We start from the raw sequence: 17,425 nt of genomic DNA, 5'->3' as shown, positions 1-17,425 counted from the left end.
TCTAGCTTGATGGTTAGCGCCTGCAAATGCAAGAAACGCCTGATTGCTTTGATTTCTCTCGATTATCCTCTGAGGAAATCGCCCGTTTGCTGCAGCAATTTAATCTACGCTTGACCGTTGAGGAAGCGCTCACTATTCAGAACCACTTGTTAAAACGCCCCCCTAACTACGCCGAGTGCGTATTATGGTCGATACAGGGTTCTGAACATTGCTCATACAAAAGCAGTCGTAAGTATCTGAATCAGTTTGTTACAACAGCTCCTCATGTCATTCTCGGCCCTAAAGAAGATGCTGGAATTGTTGCTGTAGCGACCGATCATCAGGGCTTACGTTACGGAATTGTCGTGAGTCATGAATCACATAATCATCCCTCACAACTAGTTCCTTTTGAAGGAGCAGCAACAGGCGTAGGCGGTAATGTTCGGGATGTCTGTTGTATGGGGGCTGAAGTGATCGCCGTTGCAGACAGTTTACGCTTTGGTGATATCAATCGTGCTAAAACGAAATGGATCCAAAAAGGCGTTGTCCAGGGTATTGCAGGTTATGCCAATCCCCTTGGCATTCCTAACCTTGCTGGTGATTTGTATTACGATGAAGCCTACAATGAAAATTGCCTGGTCACTCTTGTTACTTTAGGTGTCGTCCGAGAAGATCAAATAATCCACTCTTATGCCCCTGCCAATGCAGAAGATTATTATTTTGTCCTGATCGGTAAGCCGACCGATAACAGCGGCTTTGGCGGTGCTGCTTTTGCCTCTGCGACACTCAGTACTGAACAGGAAGAGCAAAATAAAGGGGCGGTGCAAGAACCCAATGCTTTTTTACAACGTCACCTTCTTAAAGCCAATTATGCTTTTTTTAACTTGCTACGAGAACAAAACCTGCTTAGCCGTGTGGGCTTTAAGGATCTTGGCGCTGGTGGAATAGCTTGTGCCAGTGTGGAACTAGCGGAGGCTGGCGGCTATGGAGCAGACATTGAGCTCGACTCAGTACCAACCAGCATGGAGAACTTATTACCTGCAGTGATCCTGTGCTCTGAGACCCAGGAGCGTTTCATGTGGGTAGTCCCCAAAGAGTTAGTTACCCCATTGCTAACCCATTATAACGAACATTTCGCTCTTCCCGAAATCTGTAATGGCGCACAGGCAACAGTCATTGGTAAATTAAGAAATGATGGTTTATATGTTGTTAAATACAAAAATAAAACCATTGTTTCTGCTCAGGCCAAAGATATCACGCAAGGCATTCTCTACGATCGCCCCTATTGTACACAAAATAAAATCTGCACTGAACCAGAGCCCTTCGCAAATGATGACTCGAATGAGATTCTTCTACGTCTTTTGGCACATGAAAATATTGCTTCTCGCGCAGCTGTGTTTGAAACTTATGATAAACAGGTACAAGGTCGCACAATTATAGAACCAGGCTGGGCTGATGCCGGCCTAATGGCACCTTTTAACGAAGATAAATACCCGGCGGAAATTCGTCTTACCGGTATTGCCTTATCCATCGATCACAATCCTCGTTATAACAAAATTGACGCTTACTGGGGAGCAATTAATGCCGTCCTGGAATCAGTGCGTAACATTGTTGCTATAGGAGCTTGGCCACTTGCACTGACTGATTGCTTATGTTTTGGCAATCCAGAAAACCAAGTCCAAATGGGTGAGTTTGTGGATTCAGTACGAGGAATTGTCGCTGCCTGCAAGGCAGTCACCATGATAGAAGCACCTGATGTCAGCTTGCCTATTATTTCCGGCAATGTTTCTTTATATAATGAGTCTGCACAAGGCTCTATTCCACCCAGCCCTATTATTAGTTGTATTGGATCTATGCCTGATTTCTCCAAAGCACTGACTTATGCCTTAAAACGCCCAGGTTCAGTTCTGCTATTATTAGGTGAACGCAAAGATGAATGTGGTGGCAGTATTTATTATCAACTTCACCAGCAGCTTGGCAGCCAACTTCCTAAACCCGATCTAACTTCCTTTGCCAATGAAATTACAGCAGTCTATTCAGCTATCCAGCGTGGTTTGATTTTATCCGCCCATGATATTTCCGAAGGGGGGATAGCCGTCGCACTGGCAGAAATGAGTTTTAAAAATAAAATTGGTGTGAATGTCTTTATTCCTGGTGATTTACCAACGAACAAAAAATTATTCTCTGAAAGCGGTGGATTTATCCTTGAGGTATCACCAGAAAATTTAAGTGAATTGGAACAATTATTCGGTTCTTATCCTATTTCATATACAGCGATTGGAGAAACCATCGCCGTTCCTGTTTTGACTTTCAATTCCGTGATTAATTTGCCCATTAGCATCGCCAGTAATGCCTGGGAAAATGGCTTAAGAGAGAGGTTAATCTAAATGTCTAGCATTAATTATAAAATGGCTGGAGTTGATGTGGAAGCGGGTAACGAAGCGGTTCGTCGCATTAAACAAGCAGTAGAAAGCACCTTCTCTCCACAAGTATTAACTGGGATAGGCAGTTTCGGAGCCTTGTATGATTTGAAATACCTCATGCATCATTATGAGCACCCTGTACTTGTCCAAAGCATTGATGGAGTTGGTACAAAAATGATGGTCGCCAAAATGATGCAGAAATTTGACACTATCGGTATTGATCTTGTCAGTGCGACAACCAATGACATTCTGGTGATGGGAGCCAAACCGCTCACTTTGCTTGACTACATTGCCAATGCTAAATTAAAACCACTCGTTGTAGAGCAAATTGTCAAAGGCATTGCTTCTGCTTGCCGCAACGAAGGTATTTCTCTTGTCGGCGGTGAAACAGCAGAAATGCCTGGCACCTATCTTCCTGGAGAGTTTGATCTGGTTGGTGTCGTCACGGGTGTAGTTGAAAAAGACAAGGCTATATTGGGAAAAAACATCTGTGCAGGTGATCTTGTTCTGGCATTTCCTTCCAGTGGTTTACATACCAATGGTTATTCTCTTGCGAGAAAATTGCTTTTTGATATTGCTGGTTATAACGTTGAATCCCGGTTCCAGGATTTTAATCACACCATCGGTGAAGAATTATTAATCCCTCATCTGAATTACACGCAACCCATTTTGAAAATTCTCGAGAAGAACCTACCCATAAAGGGGATGGCGCATATTACAGGCGGCGGTTTATTAGAAAATATTCCTCGTATTCTACCGTCCGATTGCAGTGTAGAAATCATCAAGAAACAAATTCCAGAGCAACCTCTATTTAATCTTTTGCGCAAACTCGGCAATCTGGATGATCACCAGATGTACCGTACCTTTAATATGGGTGCAGGCTTGGTTTTATTTTTAGCCCCTGAAGTCCTTAGTTCTGTTCAGGAAGTCTTACTCAACTTTCCATCGTTCCCTCTTTACGAGATAGGCCGTGTAGTAAAAGGGGACAGAAAGGTACAGCTATTATGATTCGCATAGGGTTAATCCAATTTCCAGGCTCCAATTGTGAACGGGAAACAGCTTTAGCGATAAAACGCGCCGGTATGGAGCCAATCGACTTTTTATGGAATGAGTCTCTGTCAAAATTGCACAGTATGGATGGTTACGTCCTCGTGGGTGGTTTTTCTTACGAAGATCGCTCGCGTGCTGGAATTATTGCCGCTTTAGCGCCCCTCATGAAGGAAATAAAACATCAAAGTGAACAGGGTAAACCTGTATTGGGTATCTGCAATGGAGCACAAATACTAGTTGAGTCAGGTCTAGTACCAGGCTTGGATACCGACGATACTCTGGCACTAACAGATAATAAACGAATTGTAGATGGTAAAATAATAGGAACAGGTTTTTACAATGCCTGGATTAACCTGCGGCTTGCTTCTCATTATCGGGATAATGCTTTCACGTCTCATCTCTCCGCCAGCGATCTAATCCATTTACCTACTGCCAATGGTGAAGGACGTTTTATTATGCCGGAAGCCTTATTAGAAAAATTAGAAAAACAGGGGTTAATTCTCTTTCAGTACTGTGATGAACAGGGAGAGTTAATTGACAATTTCCCTATTAACCCCAATGGGTCTGTAAAAAATATTGCTGCCATTTGCAACACAACAGGAAATGTTATGGCAATCATGCCTCATCCTGAACGCACAATCCACGGCGATCCCATTTTTACTTCCATGCGTGCTTATATCGAAACTAAAAAGGAACAAACACCAGTCAGCAGAAAGGTCTCCGCCCAGACCTCCGTCGAATTACAGCCTTTTAACAAAATTCCTGGCAGTTATCAGTGTCTGGTTAAATTAATTATTACTGACAATCAAGCTTTAACCGTACAACAAACATTAAGGCAATTAGGTTTTCCTGTCCTTGTTCAGCGCTTTGTGCATTGGGAAATTGATTGTGACTCGCAAGACATGATTGAGCAAATAAAAAAGAGTGAGGTTTTATATTGTCCTCGTAAAGAACAATTAGCCACACTCGGTGAGCTTGAGCACACACAGAGTCCAACCTTCCTTGTACGTGCAAAAGACGATCTGATAGGGCAGCAAGCCTTACAAACCCTGACAAGCCATTACGCCGTAAAAGGAGTAAAAAAAATTAGCTACGGTGTGGTATGGCAGTTCAAGAGTGATACAGCCGATATCAATGAATTAATCAACTCTATTTTGTTAACAAACATAATTAGGAATCAATACGCACATGAATGCTATCAATATGACTACCAATTATTGTGATGAAATTCAGGCAGCATTACCCTTTTGCCTCAGTAAAACAAACCTACCTTTCGGTAAAAAAAATCAAGGTAAAGTACGAGATTTTTATGATCTTGGCGGACATATTCTATTAATTACCACCGATAGATTAACTGCCTTTGATAGACATCTTGCTCTGATTCCTTATAAAGGAGCCGTATTAAACCTAACTTCCGCCTGGTGGTTTGAGCAAACCAGACATCTTGTTCCAAATCATATTATTGCGGTACCTGATCCCAATGTAGTTGTCGCAAAAAAATGTACTGTTTTTCCAATTGAATTTGTCGTCCGAGGCTATATTACCGGCACCACAGAAACGTCATTATGGACCCAATACCAACGGGGTGTTCGTGACTATTGTGGTCTTTACTTTCCTGAAGGCCTACAAAAAAATCAGCGATTACAAGAACCTGTCCTAACCCCAACAACAAAAGAAGCTCATCATGATCGACCAATATCCCCTGCTGAGATTGTCGCAGAAGGATGGATGAGTGAAGAAGATTGGGCCGCCGCCTCCACATTAGCACTCAAGCTATACCAAGCTGGTGTTGAAAGGGCTGAAAAGCATGGTTTGATTCTAGTCGATACCAAATATGAATTCGGCCGTGATAAGGAAGGCAATATCATGGTAGTGGACGAAATTCATACCCCTGATTCAAGTCGTTATTGGTTAGCAACTAATTATCAGGCTCGTATCGCAGCAGGCTTAGAACCAGAAAACATCGACAAGGAATTTGTGCGCCTATGGTTTGCCAAACACTGTGACCCCTACAACGATAAAGTTTTACCACAAGCGCCACGCGAATTAATTGCTGAGCTATCGGCACGCTATATTCAGCTCTATGAAATGATTACCAGTCAAGAATTTGATTTTAGTGAATTTGATGAACCTGCGGAGCAACGCATAAAACGAAATATTTCCCATTATTTAAGGTAAGATTATGTGCGGCATAGTCGGCATTTACAGTCATGAACCAGTGGCTTCCGAACTCTATGACAGTCTTATTCATCTACAGCATCGAGGACAAGACGCTGCAGGTATTTTGACTTGTGAGCAACGTTTTTATAGTCAAAGTGGTTTGGGGCTAGTACAAGAAGTTTTTACTTCTGAAAATGTTCTTGCACTGAAAGGAAACATAGGCATCGGCCACACGCGTTATCCTACAGCAGGTGGCTATACTGCCTCAGACATTCAACCCCTGTGGATTGGAAGTCCGCGCGGCATTGCGCTTGCCCATAATGGCAACCTGTCTAATTATCAGGAATTGGCCGATGAAATTCGCTTAAAGCAGTATCGTCACCTTAATTCCTCATTAGATTCCGAAGCGCTATTGCTCATGTTTGCTGACCAACTAGTTAATGAGGCTAGCAAGAAAAAAGAGGATGACGATGATTTCTTTGAGCTTCTCTGCAAAGCGGTTGACTATATTTTTAATCATGTTGAGGGCGCCTACTCTATCGTAAGTACGGTCATTGGAAAAGGATTGGTTGCATTTCGCGATCCCCATGGCGTTCGACCACTTGTATGGGGGACACGCACAAGATCTGATAATAGCAAAGACATCATTTTTGCTTCGGAAACGACTCCGTTTTATGCGCTTGGCTTTAAACCGGAAGGAGATATTCAACCAGGCGAAGTAGCGTATGTTAATCAAGCGGGCAAATTATATCGTCGAGTAATAAAAACTGCTGAATTTCGGCCCTGTGTTTTTGAATATGTTTATTTTGCTCGTCCGGATTCAACTCTAAATAACGTTAGTGTCTATCGCGCGCGCTTGCGAATGGGACAAAACCTGGCTCTCCAATGGAAAAAAAAATACCCCAATATCCTGCCAGATGTTGTTATTCCGGCACCCTTCACTGCCAATACCGCAGCCTTGTCTTTTGCTCATGAATTAGGTGTGCGGTATTCGGAAGGCTTATATAAAAATCCATTTATAGGCCGTACTTTTATTATGCCTAATCAAAGTACTCGCAAACGCAATATTCGCTATAAGCTAACGCCTCAACGAACTGAAATCGCCAATAAAAATGTATTGATTGTGGATGACAGTATTGTCCGAGGTACCACATCACGTGAAATTGTAAAAATGGTAAGAGAATTTGGCGCTAAAAAAATTTATTTTGCCTCAACCTCACCCGCCATAAAAAACCCCTGTTTTAACGGTATTGACATACCCTCCCGTCAGGAACTAATAGCGGCCCACCTAACAGACGAAGAAATAGCCAAATACCTTGGCGTTGATGCGTTAATGTATCAGTCTCACCCTGATCTGATCGAGGCCGTAACCCGGCGTGGTCGCCATCAAATCAAACAACCTTGTATGTCATGTATGGATGGTAATTATTTCTGCAATACGATAAATACTCAAAAAATGATCCAGCTTGAGCAGCAGCGAAAAATGAATCGCCTGGAGCTAGAAGAAACGGAGACTTAAGACAATGAAGATCCTTGTTATTGGTTCAGGCGCACGTGAACACGCGATAATCAACGCGCTTTATCGCTCACCACAAAAGACGCAATTGTATTGCTATGCCAGCTCTGTTAATCCAGCCATCAAACCACTCACCGCTGATTATTGTACAGGTGATATCACCGCTTGCGCCGCTGTCTTAGCCCAGGCAAAACAATGGAAAATAGAGCTAGCTATTGTTGGCCCCGAAGCGCCACTGGAAAAAGGGATGGCTGATATTCTATGGCAAGCAGGTATTCCAACTATTGGACCTAAAAAAGCGCTCGCACAAATTGAAACAAGTAAGGAATTTGCTCGCGACCTCATGCAGCAATACCATATTCCAGGCTTACCTCGTTACCAAAAATTCTCTAGTCTCACCAATCTTGATAGCTTTCTTCATGAATTGGGCGAAGGCAACTATGTTATTAAGGCAAATGGGTTAATGAGTGGTAAAGGCGTCAAAGTGGCCGGAGAACAGTTACAGTCGTTTGCCGAAGCTAACGTTTTTTGCCAGGATATTATAGCTAAAAATCAAACCTTCCTTGTCGAAGAAAAACTCCTCGGCCAAGAATTTTCCTTCATGTGCTTTGCCGATGGTGAAAAACTGGTTCCAATGCCTTTAGTCCAAGATCATAAACGCGCTTATGATGGGGATAAAGGCCCTAATACAGGAGGAATGGGAAGTTATTCCGATTCTAATCATCGCTTACCTTTTTTAACAGAACATGAAATTAACCAGGCTTTTGCTATTAACCAGGCAGTTTTTCAAGCTTTATCACGCGAATTCGACGAAAAATACATCGGTATTTTATACGGCAGTTTTATTGCAACTAAAGAAGGTATATTCGTTATTGAATTTAATGCCCGCTTTGGTGATCCGGAAGCTTTAAATGTGCTATCCATTTTAGAAACAGATTTTTTGGCAATTTGCCAGGCAATGATAAGCGGGAAACTCAACGAAGCAGAAATCAAATTTTCACCGCAGGCTACCGTTTGTAAATACGCTGTGCCTCAAGGTTATCCAGATAACCCTATTAAAAATTTTGTTGTTGATTTCAGTAAAATACAACAACAGGGAAATTTGTACCTTGCCTCCGTTAACCAAATTGATAACCAAATTTTTGCTGCGGGTGCAAGGACTGCAGCCTATGTTGGCATTGCAGATACTATTTTTACTGCAGAAATGCATGCTGAAAATGAAATTTCTCGTATTGATGGCCCTTTATTTCACCGTCAGGATATTGGTACTCAACCATTAATCCAGTATCGTATTGACGATATGGCAAGGCGCCGAAATTTATGATCCGTTTAGCCATCCTGGGTTCAACACGTGGCAGCAATCTCGACGCACTTGTGACTGCAATCGCTAAGGGGCAACTGAGTGCTACCATCACTTTGGTGCTCAGTAATAAAATTGAGGCAGGAATTCTAGCCCGAGCTAAAAATTTCGGTCTTAAATCGATATTTGTCAATCCAGAAGGTTTAAGTCGCGAAAATTTTGACCATCATTTATCGTCACTACTTCATCAACATCATATCGACCTGGTTGTTTTAATGGGCTATATGCGCATCTTATCTGCCTCATTTGTTTTAACCTGGCACAATCGAATCATTAATGTCCACCCTTCCCTGTTGCCTGCTCACGCAGGACTTATGGATCTGGCAGTACATCAGGCTGTTTTAGAATCCGCTGACCACTTAACAGGCTGCACAGTTCATTTTGTCACTCAGCAAGTCGATGCAGGACCAATTATTTTGCAGAAAACCTGCCCTGTTTTACCAAATGACACTCCGGAATGTTTAAAAGCCCGCGTACAGCAGCTCGAAGGCCAGGCTCTCGTTGAAGCAATTGCCTTGCAAAAAAACTACACACATGCTAAGGTCTGCAGCTAACTCACGCCACTTAACTAGCTTGTGGAGAATGTGAGCCTGCTGCAATGGCCAGCTACGAATCCTCATTTTTATACTTTGGCACTGGATGACGTTTATTTAGGAAATAACCCATGCATTCGAGTCGTTCCTGGTACCCACTCTGCTTTTTTTCTTTAAGTCTGTTGTTGATATTCATCATTTTGCCTCTCACGCGCCAGGGAATGTTCATGGATGGTGTTATTTATGCGGCCATCGCTAAGAATTTAAGCCTCGGCTACGGGAGTTTGTGGCAACCTTACTACTCTCAAACTGATTTTCCTTTATTTTATGAGCACCCTCCTCTGGTTTTTTATTTCCAGTCTTTATTTTTTAGACTTTTTGGCCAAGGCTTCGGTGTGGAGCAATTTTATTCATTTTTAATGGCACTAGGGCAGTTTGCTTTAATTTCCTGGTATTGGTTAAAAAATAAAAATACGAGTTTCCTGACATTGGGATTATTATTGTTTTTGTGGTTGTTGACTCCTTTAAACCATATCTATACCAGTAATATGCTGGAAAGCACCCTAACCTTATTTACCACCTTCGCAAGTTTAGTCTTATTGGCTAACACAAAATCAAAATCAGCTTTCTTTCTCCAATACCTGATTAGTGCTATAGCCATTTTAGTCGCTTTTTTTTGTAATGGACCTACTGCATTTTTCCCTCTTGCAGTGCCTCTACTTAACAAACTTATCCTGGAACAACAAGCCCTTGTTAAAGGTATTAAAGAAACCCTATTTTTAATCGCTCTTGTGGTCCTGTTACTGAGTGGTTTTTATTTATTGGTGCCTGCAGCACTGGTTAATACACAAAAATATTTTTCCCAACAACTCCTGGCCTCAATTACTGGTACACGTGAATTAAATTATGTTGGCTTAAACCACTTACATATCGTTGTCCTTTTTTACAAACCTTACCGCTTGGTGACTGTTTTTGCTCTTTTATCTTTGGCTATTTCCGCAAAAATTGAAGGGCAAAGTCTTGTTAAAAAATTTAAATCCAGTTTACAGGAAAAAAGAGCGTGGTTCTTTTTCGCCTTGGCATTGGTTTCATCCTTGCCAGTTGGCATCAGCCATCGACAAGCACTGAACTATATTATGCAATCAGCACCCTTTTTTACCTTGGCAATGATGTATTTTTGTTTTGAATCTGTTAAAACAATTGCTGATTATTGTAAAAGTAAACCTTGGTTTTTTAAGACACTTACAAGCTTGAGTTGCCTGATTTTTGTCGCTTGTATTGCTATAGTTTTAAATCTTTCTTCAGGCTTTAACCGTCATAAAGCCATGCTAGAAGATCTCAATTATCTAATCAACTACTGCAAAAATGATGAAATCATATCAGTAAGCCCTGCCCTGTATTATAAATGGTATACCGGCGCCTACCTTGCACGTAACTCAATGATTAGTGTAACCCCACAAGCTGGCAAAGCATTGTATCTTACCTTGAAGACTGAACCTGTTCCTGAGAATTATCACCTAATCAAGTTGCCGTTGTCTTACTATCATCTAGCACGTCACGATTAAGTACTTTAGGCTCAGGCCATACATGACGAGAATAGGCAAAATAATTTAGAAGAGAAGCCAAACCAATACCAACCCCAATAATCAGATTCTCTTGCAGAAAACCACTGCCTAAATATGTGATTCCAAATTTAAGCCAATAGCTCTGCAGATAAATCATAACCACCGAATAAAGACCAAACCAAAGCAGGCGCTTCATTTCAAAAAATTTGCTAAGCTTCAAACTGCTCTTAAAAGTAAAGTTACGATTTAAAATAAAATTATGAATAATCGCCGCTAATACAGCGAGTTGTGAGGCATTAAAAGCCGGCAGGTATTTGCGAAATAAATTATACGCGACAAATTGAACTGTCATACCCATCAAACCAACTAAACACATTTTTAAATAACGTTTGAGCTCATAATAACGTAAAGTAAAAACAACATGTAAAGCATCAATAATACTGTTCTTAGGTAATTTACTTTCTCCATCTTCTCTATCAATAAATTCTATAGGATATTCACAAATTTTGGCTTTACTTTTGTGCAACAACCAAAGTAGTTGTAGTTTATAAGCATAATGATTAGAAAGAAAACGTTGAGGAAGTACATTAATCAAACTTCGTCGGCGCGTTGCCCTAAAGCCGCTCGTGAAGTCTTTATATTTGGGTGTTAGTACTGTTCTTGCAACATAGTTACCCAGTACAGAAAATACCTTACGATGCCATTCCCAGTTTTTTGGAATACTCCCCCCAGGCACATAACGACTACCAACCACAACATCAAAATCCTTTATTTTTTCCAGCATTGGCTTGATGTATTTAGGTTGATGAGAAAGATCTGCATCGAACTCAAAGACAATATCAGCATTCATCACAGTTAAAGCATATCTCATTGCTTGTAAATAAGCGGATCCCAGACCAGATTTTTCCTGCTCCCTTTTTAGATGCAATTTTGGATAATCATCTTGTAGAGAGCTTACAATGTCTTGAGTCTTATCTGTTGAGTTGCTATCAAAAATTAAGATATGAACATCAAAATCCTCAATCGCTTCCACGGCAGCAAATACTTGCATAATGGTGTTCTTAATAACGAACATTTCATTATAGGTCGGAATTATTATAACAACTTTTTCTTTTCCTAATTGACCAGTTGGGGTTGGCTCGGGTATTAGGTGGTTATTGAAGTCCATCATCAAATCGTATATCTCTGATCTTGTGATATTTGGCTATAATAGTACTCGTCGACTTGCAAAAAATAAAGCGAACATCGACTCCTTTTAGAATCATTACTCTGAAAATCTAACCCGCAGCCCAGTTGTTCTCATAGATTTTTCATAACCACCGTTCGAAGTTATCGATTGACTCTAGTTCATTCTACTATAAACTCTTTTGCAAACATCCCCCCTTCTCGCGAGAAGCATGAGATGTTTAATGGATTGACGTTATAGTATTAGCATTGCGCGTATTGAATAACAACTAGCCAGGAATGATTATGTCAAAAACACTAGTATCTATTTTAATGGGATCAAAATCAGATTGGTCCATTATGGAAGAAGCCAGTCTCATGCTTGAAAAATTTGATGTTCCTCACGAAGTGCGAGTACTTTCAGCACATCGTACTCCTGATGCTTTATTTACTTACATTCAATCCGCTGAACAAAATGGGATCGAAGTGATTATTGCCGCTGCTGGTGGAGCTGCGCATTTACCAGGGGTTATTGCAGCCAAAACCCTATTACCAGTCTTGGGCGTTCCCATGCCTTCATCAACATTTACCAATGGTCTGGATGCTCTTTTATCTATTGTCCAAATGCCTGCTGGAATTCCTGTTGGCACGCTTGCTGTCGGAAAAGCTGGTGCAATTAATTCTGCTGTGTTGGCTACCACAATCCTCGGTAACAAATACCCTCAATACCGAACTCTCATACAACAATATCGAGCCAACCAGGCAAAAAAAATACTGGAAGATTCTGAAATTAGATAATAACTGGTTAAGCAGTTGCCATTACCTGAGGTCAACCCAGGAAATCAATTCATTTCCTGGGTTGAATTACTCTCTTTGATACAAGGTATTTGTTTAGCAGTATCTTAATCTTGTTTTTAATAATACTCTTTAAATCAGCAATAACCTCTTCCGAATTTTCTATCCACGGGTAATGACCGGCATTTTTAGTTCTGAGCAAAATGTTAGGACGTTGGAATACTTACGTTTCACTGAACCATCCATCAATATTAATCCAATCTATAAACGCTCCAATTTTTCGGTAGCCAATGCATACATTCCGCCTATTGAATGTGCGACTAAAATGACCTTATCTAATGCAGTTATTGCTTCGACAAGTACAGCTGACCATTTGGAGAGAAACTCTCCTGTCATTGATTGTTAAATTTGAACCATCACCAGGCAGAAAAACCCAATAATAAGGTTTATCACCCTAATGCTTGCTCAGTTGTAAACGCGATTTTAAAGACGTCCAAAGATAGATTTTTCATATTAAAAATTGTCTCTCTTTCGTTGCTTGAATCGATTAAATAAAAATAAATAGATTAGGGGGTTAGCAAAAAGAAGCAGGAAATAATATGCTCTGTTTATTAATGCCAGTCTAGGGAAGACGTGATGATCGATTTAAGTAAACTTGAAGAACGATTATGCGCTATCGAAATGCGCCTGAGCCTTATTGAGAATCATTTAAGTAACACCACAGAATCTCCTTGGGTCGAGGCAACATCTATAACAACAATACTACCGCCTATACAGCCCAAAGAATCGCTGCCGGCAGCTAAACCAGGAAATTGGCTTGGCCTTATTGCCGTAGTGTGTTTCGTATTGGCAGCAGGGTTTATTTTGAAACTCTCCCTTGAATCGGGTTGGTTAACTGCAGAAAAACAGATTGGCCTTGCCGCCTTATTTGGTTTTGCTTTGATTGGTGCAGGTTATCAACTCTTGGAATCCGATCGTAAATATGCCAGTTTGCTACCCGCTGCAGGTATTATTATTCTTTATTGCACTGTTTTTGCTGCCTACGGACTTTATTCACTAGCCTCCTTTCAAACAGCTCTGGCAATGACAATTCTTATTTCATCAATCTGTATTTGGCTTTACATAAAGGTTAAGCATGATATTTATGCAATTATCGCAGCCATTGGTGCTTATACAACACCAGGTATTCTAGGCCTGCATGTAACAACTGTTTTTTCTCTTTACTATTTCATCGTCTGCTCACTAACCTTTGCAACCATTTCAATCTGGGTACAATCACGCCTTCTAACGATGATTGCAGCCTATTTATCCATTCTTGTTACCGCACTAGTTGGATTCCATCTCAATAACGATCTATTGATAGCGTTTATACTGGCTCTGCATTTCATTATTTTCTCAGTAGGAACTTATTTTTACACTCGTCTAACTAGTCAGCAACTCTCAGAAAAAGAAGCCTGGAGTTTCTTTCCCGTGCTGATTATATTCTACGCCATGGAATATTATTTTATTGATCGAATTGAACCCGGGCTTGCACCTTGGATCTCATTAGGTTTTGCCGGTCTGCTTATAGGGTTGTACCTTTATGCCAAAAAATGGGTTTCCAGCCTTAACAGCGAGTCAGTCATTGTTGCTTTTACTACGCTCGTTTGTTTTCACTCAATCTATCTTGAACTCTTACCTCTAGAACTGCGTCCTTGGCTCTTTGTAGTAATAATACTTGGCAGCGCCTTGCTCCCTGTGAGCTATTTAACAACGAAAAAACCACATTATTCTCTGATACCTACTATTGCAGTGCTGATTATTTTAGCCATGGAGTACCTTAGAATGCTTGCTCATTTGATGGCTGATTTTAATCCTGCCTGGTTCATTGTTGCTACAGCATCCTTTTGTAGCATTTGGGTATTGCTGATAAAACACCACGCCAGTATTACTCGCAAAGAAGAATATGGCTATCTGTTGTTAGGCTTGGCCCATTTGCTCGCGATCTCAGCGCTTTATCAATTAACCACTGATTATAATTCACTTGCGGTTTCCGCTTCCTGGCTTTTCTATGCTATTTGTGTGATGAGTATCGCTTATTTTCGGAAAGATAAAATCATGGCTAAATCAGCTCTCTTTGTTTTAGGGTTTGCCGCCGGAAAAGCGCTTATTTACGATGCCTCGGCAACACCAACAATTATTCGTATTTTATGCCTTATGCTTACAGGAGTAGTTCTATATGGCTCTGGACTGGTTATTAGAAAAATTGCCGAGTGGCAAAACTGATAAGATGCTATCGTCACAGCAAACGAGCTCCGGCAAAATTGACGGTACCCTAACACCTTGTTATAACTTACTGGGAATACTCATAATCTTTATCCGGTTATGTTGCGCTAAGAATCAAATACATAATTGGGATCGATAGTCGATGGCTAAATACGATACTCAAGACGCATCAGCTAAGATCGAAAAAGCGGCTTTATCAAAAACACAGGATAAATTCCCTGGGTTTATCAATACGGTCCTGCAGCGCTATTTTAAAATACGGGTGCAGCAATCCTGGAAAGGCACTCACATTCTAAAAGGCAAAATACCCACAGCGAACGCCTTGCGCCTTGCCAGTAATGATTATTTAAGTATTAGTCATCATCCCCAACTCATTAATGCTCAAATCCAAGCTATGCAACAACATGGTAATGGTTCCATGCAATCACCCGTTTTTTTAAGCGATGACAGCTTGCTTACTGCTTCTGAGCAACAATTTGCGACCTTAACTAATTATCCCGCCGCCCTGCTCTCTCAATCAGGTTGGTGCGCTAATATGGGTTTGATTCAAGCGCTGGCCTCTCGTAATCTCCCGGTTTATCTCGATTTTTATACCCATATGTCCTTTTGGGAGGGCGCCAAGGCAGCAAACGCAAGGCCAATCCCTTTTAAGCATAATTCAGTACAATCACTGCGTAAACGCCTGGAACGTTATGGATCAGGAATCATTGCTGTAGACTCTATTTATAGCACCTTAGGTACGCTCAGTCCCTTAGGTGACTATGTAAAACTCGCTAAAGAATTTGATTGCTTATTAGTTGTTGATGAGTCTCACTCTTTAGGGGTAAATGGTCTCAATGGCAGTGGCCTGGTTGCAGAACTGGGTCTTTCTAACCAGGTTGATGTAATTACTGCAAGTCTTGCCAAAGCAATATCAGGACGTGGAGGTGTTATCGTTGCAAATCGGAATTTGATCGAACTAGTCCGCTACACTGCCTTACCCACTATTTTTAGTTCCGCACTGGCCCCACACGATTTGGCAGGTTTTAACGCCTCACTTGCCATTATCGCTAAAGAAGAGTGGCGGAGAACGAAGTTGCATGATAACGCAGCATTTTTACGTAACGCCTTGCTACAACATGGATTTGATTTAGGTGGCAGTAATTCACAAATTATTCCACTGATTACTGGCAGCGAAGCAAATACCATTTGGCTGCGTAATAAACTTGAAGAAGCGGATATTCACGGAGCAGTCTTTTGTGCTCCAGCAACCCCAAAAAATAAGGCATTAATTCGCTTATCAGTCAGCACTAATCATCCACCAGAACAGCTAGCAAAAGTGGTCGATTGCTTACTGCAACTAAATAGAGAAGAGCGAGACTTACCACTTTTTACAGGCTTCCAGGATTTAATTTAAAATTTCTATACGGAAAGTAACTCTTCAGCATCAAGTTCTTCTAAATGAGCGTGATAAGATAAAATTTTCTCCTGTCGTACATCAAACAATACCGGACCTTGTACATAAGCATAAAAATAAACTTCATTTGAAACAAAGCGCTGGGCTGGCACCAAACAAGTCGACCAATCATCCCATTGAGGTGCTTGAGTATTTGCTTGCCAAAAACAAGGGATCTTTTCACCTGCTGCCAGTTGATCCAAGACTTCCTCACTGGCCCCATTATCCAATGCTAAATCATAGTGTAACCGCATGTCTGATTCATTTTTAACAATGAGGAAGCTTATATTCGCATCATCATCAAGCAACAAAAAACTGCCTGAATTATCAGCTAGATAATATTCAATAGCGCCTTTTTCCTGACGAAGCTGGCGAAAAAATTCGGCAAATTTTTTATCATGTAAACAACTAGGTGAAGTAACTGATAGCATCCTCACTACTATATCCGACATGGCTTGAAAATAGTGCAACTGTAAATCATAAATACTTTTAGTGATTAACTCTGCAACATTTGGATCACTTTTTTGAATATAACGATCGATTAAACCTTCATTGAAGGCCTCTATCGCAAGCTTCTCATCAGCCTGTCCCGTTAAAAGAATTTTTTTAATATTAGTATTCTCAATACGGCGACAGAATTCCACTCCGTCCATTTCGGGCATCGCATAATCAACGACTACTACTGAAATTTCCGAGAAACGACGAGAATTGTATATTTCGGCATGAATAGCTGCTAAATCCAAATTCACGGTATGATTTGTTAGAGGGCAATTTTTAGCCTCTGTATATTCACTCAAACAACGCTGACTTAACAAATCCAGTTCACACCTTTTTTTGTAAATACAGTCCAGAGCGTCAAAGGGAGAATCAAACACTCGATAGGCTAGGCCTTCATCCAACTGCAACACAAAATTCAGTAAAAAATCGCGACTATCATCAATAAATAACGCGGTGCTTGGAAAATAGCAGGTGGGGATCGAGAACGGTGGCATAGCTCCTCCTGAGCAAACGCTCTTAGTACACTGTAAGTCTTAAATCATCCTGTTTTTCAGTGCCGGCAAAACCCTTAACCATTCTGGTGGAACAAGAATGAGAATTACAACTTGCATATAAGCTAACACAATTGTCTTGTTTTCCCAAAACAAAAATTAGATATTAAATTATCCATTATGGTCAATCT

At 40.9% G+C, this 17,425-nt stretch carries 13 protein-coding genes; 11 read left to right on the top strand and 2 right to left on the bottom strand.

What is annotated here, in order from left to right; genetic code table 11:
• The first annotated feature begins 26 nt into the window (after positions 1–26).
• From purL to DYC89_RS02755, 8 genes are all read left to right on the top strand, one after another.
• The gene (purL, locus tag DYC89_RS02790; RefSeq protein WP_115220402.1) at positions 27–2,366 is read left to right on the top strand and encodes a phosphoribosylformylglycinamidine synthase subunit PurL; all 2,340 of its coding nucleotides are present in this window, start codon (positions 27–29) and stop codon (positions 2,364–2,366) included.
• Positions 2,367–3,410 (top strand): phosphoribosylformylglycinamidine cyclo-ligase, encoded by a 1,044-nt coding sequence (purM, locus tag DYC89_RS02785; RefSeq protein WP_115220401.1) that lies wholly within the window; start codon positions 2,367–2,369, stop codon positions 3,408–3,410.
• On the top strand, positions 3,407–4,675 hold the full coding sequence (gene purQ, locus DYC89_RS02780) for a phosphoribosylformylglycinamidine synthase I (protein ID WP_115220400.1): 1,269 nt from the start codon (positions 3,407–3,409) through the stop codon (positions 4,673–4,675). The genes purM and purQ overlap by 4 nt, the downstream gene beginning before the upstream one ends.
• Positions 4,641–5,630 (top strand): phosphoribosylaminoimidazolesuccinocarboxamide synthase, encoded by a 990-nt coding sequence (locus DYC89_RS02775; protein WP_115220399.1) that lies wholly within the window; start codon positions 4,641–4,643, stop codon positions 5,628–5,630. The genes purQ and DYC89_RS02775 overlap by 35 nt, the downstream gene beginning before the upstream one ends.
• A 4-nt stretch (positions 5,631–5,634) precedes the next feature.
• Positions 5,635–7,131, top strand: a complete 1,497-nt coding sequence (gene purF / locus DYC89_RS02770; RefSeq protein ID WP_115220398.1) for an amidophosphoribosyltransferase — start codon at positions 5,635–5,637, stop codon at positions 7,129–7,131.
• Positions 7,132–7,135: 4 nt separating this feature from the next.
• On the top strand, positions 7,136–8,452 hold the full coding sequence (purD, locus tag DYC89_RS02765) for a phosphoribosylamine--glycine ligase (RefSeq protein ID WP_115220397.1): 1,317 nt from the start codon (positions 7,136–7,138) through the stop codon (positions 8,450–8,452).
• On the top strand, positions 8,449–9,042 hold the full coding sequence (gene purN, locus DYC89_RS02760; protein ID WP_115220396.1) for a phosphoribosylglycinamide formyltransferase: 594 nt from the start codon (positions 8,449–8,451) through the stop codon (positions 9,040–9,042). Before purD ends, purN begins: the two co-directional genes overlap by 4 nt.
• Before the next feature lie 206 nt (positions 9,043–9,248).
• Complete coding sequence (locus DYC89_RS02755; RefSeq protein ID WP_115220395.1) at positions 9,249–10,586, top strand: hypothetical protein; 1,338 nt, start codon at positions 9,249–9,251, stop codon at positions 10,584–10,586.
• Here DYC89_RS02755 and DYC89_RS02750 read toward each other — a convergent pair.
• Positions 10,543–11,754, bottom strand: coding sequence for a glycosyltransferase family 2 protein (locus DYC89_RS02750; RefSeq protein ID WP_115220394.1), 1,212 nt, complete (start codon positions 11,752–11,754; stop codon positions 10,543–10,545). The two genes, DYC89_RS02755 and DYC89_RS02750, sit on opposite strands and share 44 nt — an antisense overlap.
• Before the next feature lie 302 nt (positions 11,755–12,056).
• On the opposite strand from DYC89_RS02750, the gene purE reads away from it, so the two are divergent.
• The 3 genes from purE (at position 12,057) to cqsA (ending at position 16,206) form a co-directional block, all read left to right on the top strand.
• A complete protein-coding gene (gene purE / locus DYC89_RS02745) occupies positions 12,057–12,548 on the top strand; it encodes a 5-(carboxyamino)imidazole ribonucleotide mutase (protein WP_115220393.1) in 492 nt (163 codons plus the stop codon).
• A gap of 633 nt (positions 12,549–13,181) precedes the next feature.
• Positions 13,182–14,810 (top strand): DUF2339 domain-containing protein, encoded by a 1,629-nt coding sequence (locus DYC89_RS02740; RefSeq protein WP_115220392.1) that lies wholly within the window; start codon positions 13,182–13,184, stop codon positions 14,808–14,810.
• A gap of 142 nt (positions 14,811–14,952) precedes the next feature.
• Positions 14,953–16,206 carry an alpha-hydroxyketone-type quorum-sensing autoinducer synthase gene (gene cqsA, locus DYC89_RS02735; protein ID WP_115220391.1) on the top strand — a complete coding sequence of 418 codons (1,254 nt, stop codon included), beginning with the start codon at positions 14,953–14,955 and terminating at the stop codon, positions 16,204–16,206.
• Between the two features lie 5 nt (positions 16,207–16,211).
• Here cqsA and DYC89_RS02730 read toward each other — a convergent pair whose 3' ends face one another.
• On the bottom strand, positions 16,212–17,237 hold the full coding sequence (locus DYC89_RS02730; protein ID WP_115220390.1) for a response regulator: 1,026 nt from the start codon (positions 17,235–17,237) through the stop codon (positions 16,212–16,214).
• Positions 17,238–17,425: the final 188 nt, after the last annotated feature.

This window comes from Legionella donaldsonii (genome assembly GCF_900452385.1).
Lineage (GTDB): Bacteria > Pseudomonadota > Gammaproteobacteria > Legionellales > Legionellaceae > Tatlockia > Tatlockia donaldsonii.
The sequence above is the reverse complement of the archived record's forward strand: the minus strand, read 5'-3'. Positions and strand labels throughout refer to the sequence as shown.

Coding starts and splice junctions, on each gene's coding strand:
- purL (WP_115220402.1), top strand. CDS start 27: ATGCAAGAAACGCCTGATTGCTTTGATTTCTCTCGATTATCCTCTGAG.
- purM (WP_115220401.1), top strand. CDS start 2,367: ATGTCTAGCATTAATTATAAAATGGCTGGAGTTGATGTGGAAGCGGGT.
- purQ (WP_115220400.1), top strand. CDS start 3,407: ATGATTCGCATAGGGTTAATCCAATTTCCAGGCTCCAATTGTGAACGG.
- DYC89_RS02775 (WP_115220399.1), top strand. CDS start 4,641: ATGAATGCTATCAATATGACTACCAATTATTGTGATGAAATTCAGGCA.
- purF (WP_115220398.1), top strand. CDS start 5,635: ATGTGCGGCATAGTCGGCATTTACAGTCATGAACCAGTGGCTTCCGAA.
- purD (WP_115220397.1), top strand. CDS start 7,136: ATGAAGATCCTTGTTATTGGTTCAGGCGCACGTGAACACGCGATAATC.
- purN (WP_115220396.1), top strand. CDS start 8,449: ATGATCCGTTTAGCCATCCTGGGTTCAACACGTGGCAGCAATCTCGAC.
- DYC89_RS02755 (WP_115220395.1), top strand. CDS start 9,249: ATGGATGGTGTTATTTATGCGGCCATCGCTAAGAATTTAAGCCTCGGC.
- DYC89_RS02750 (WP_115220394.1), bottom strand. CDS start 11,754: ATGGACTTCAATAACCACCTAATACCCGAGCCAACCCCAACTGGTCAA.
- purE (WP_115220393.1), top strand. CDS start 12,057: ATGTCAAAAACACTAGTATCTATTTTAATGGGATCAAAATCAGATTGG.
- DYC89_RS02740 (WP_115220392.1), top strand. CDS start 13,182: ATGATCGATTTAAGTAAACTTGAAGAACGATTATGCGCTATCGAAATG.
- cqsA (WP_115220391.1), top strand. CDS start 14,953: ATGGCTAAATACGATACTCAAGACGCATCAGCTAAGATCGAAAAAGCG.
- DYC89_RS02730 (WP_115220390.1), bottom strand. CDS start 17,237: ATGCCACCGTTCTCGATCCCCACCTGCTATTTTCCAAGCACCGCGTTA.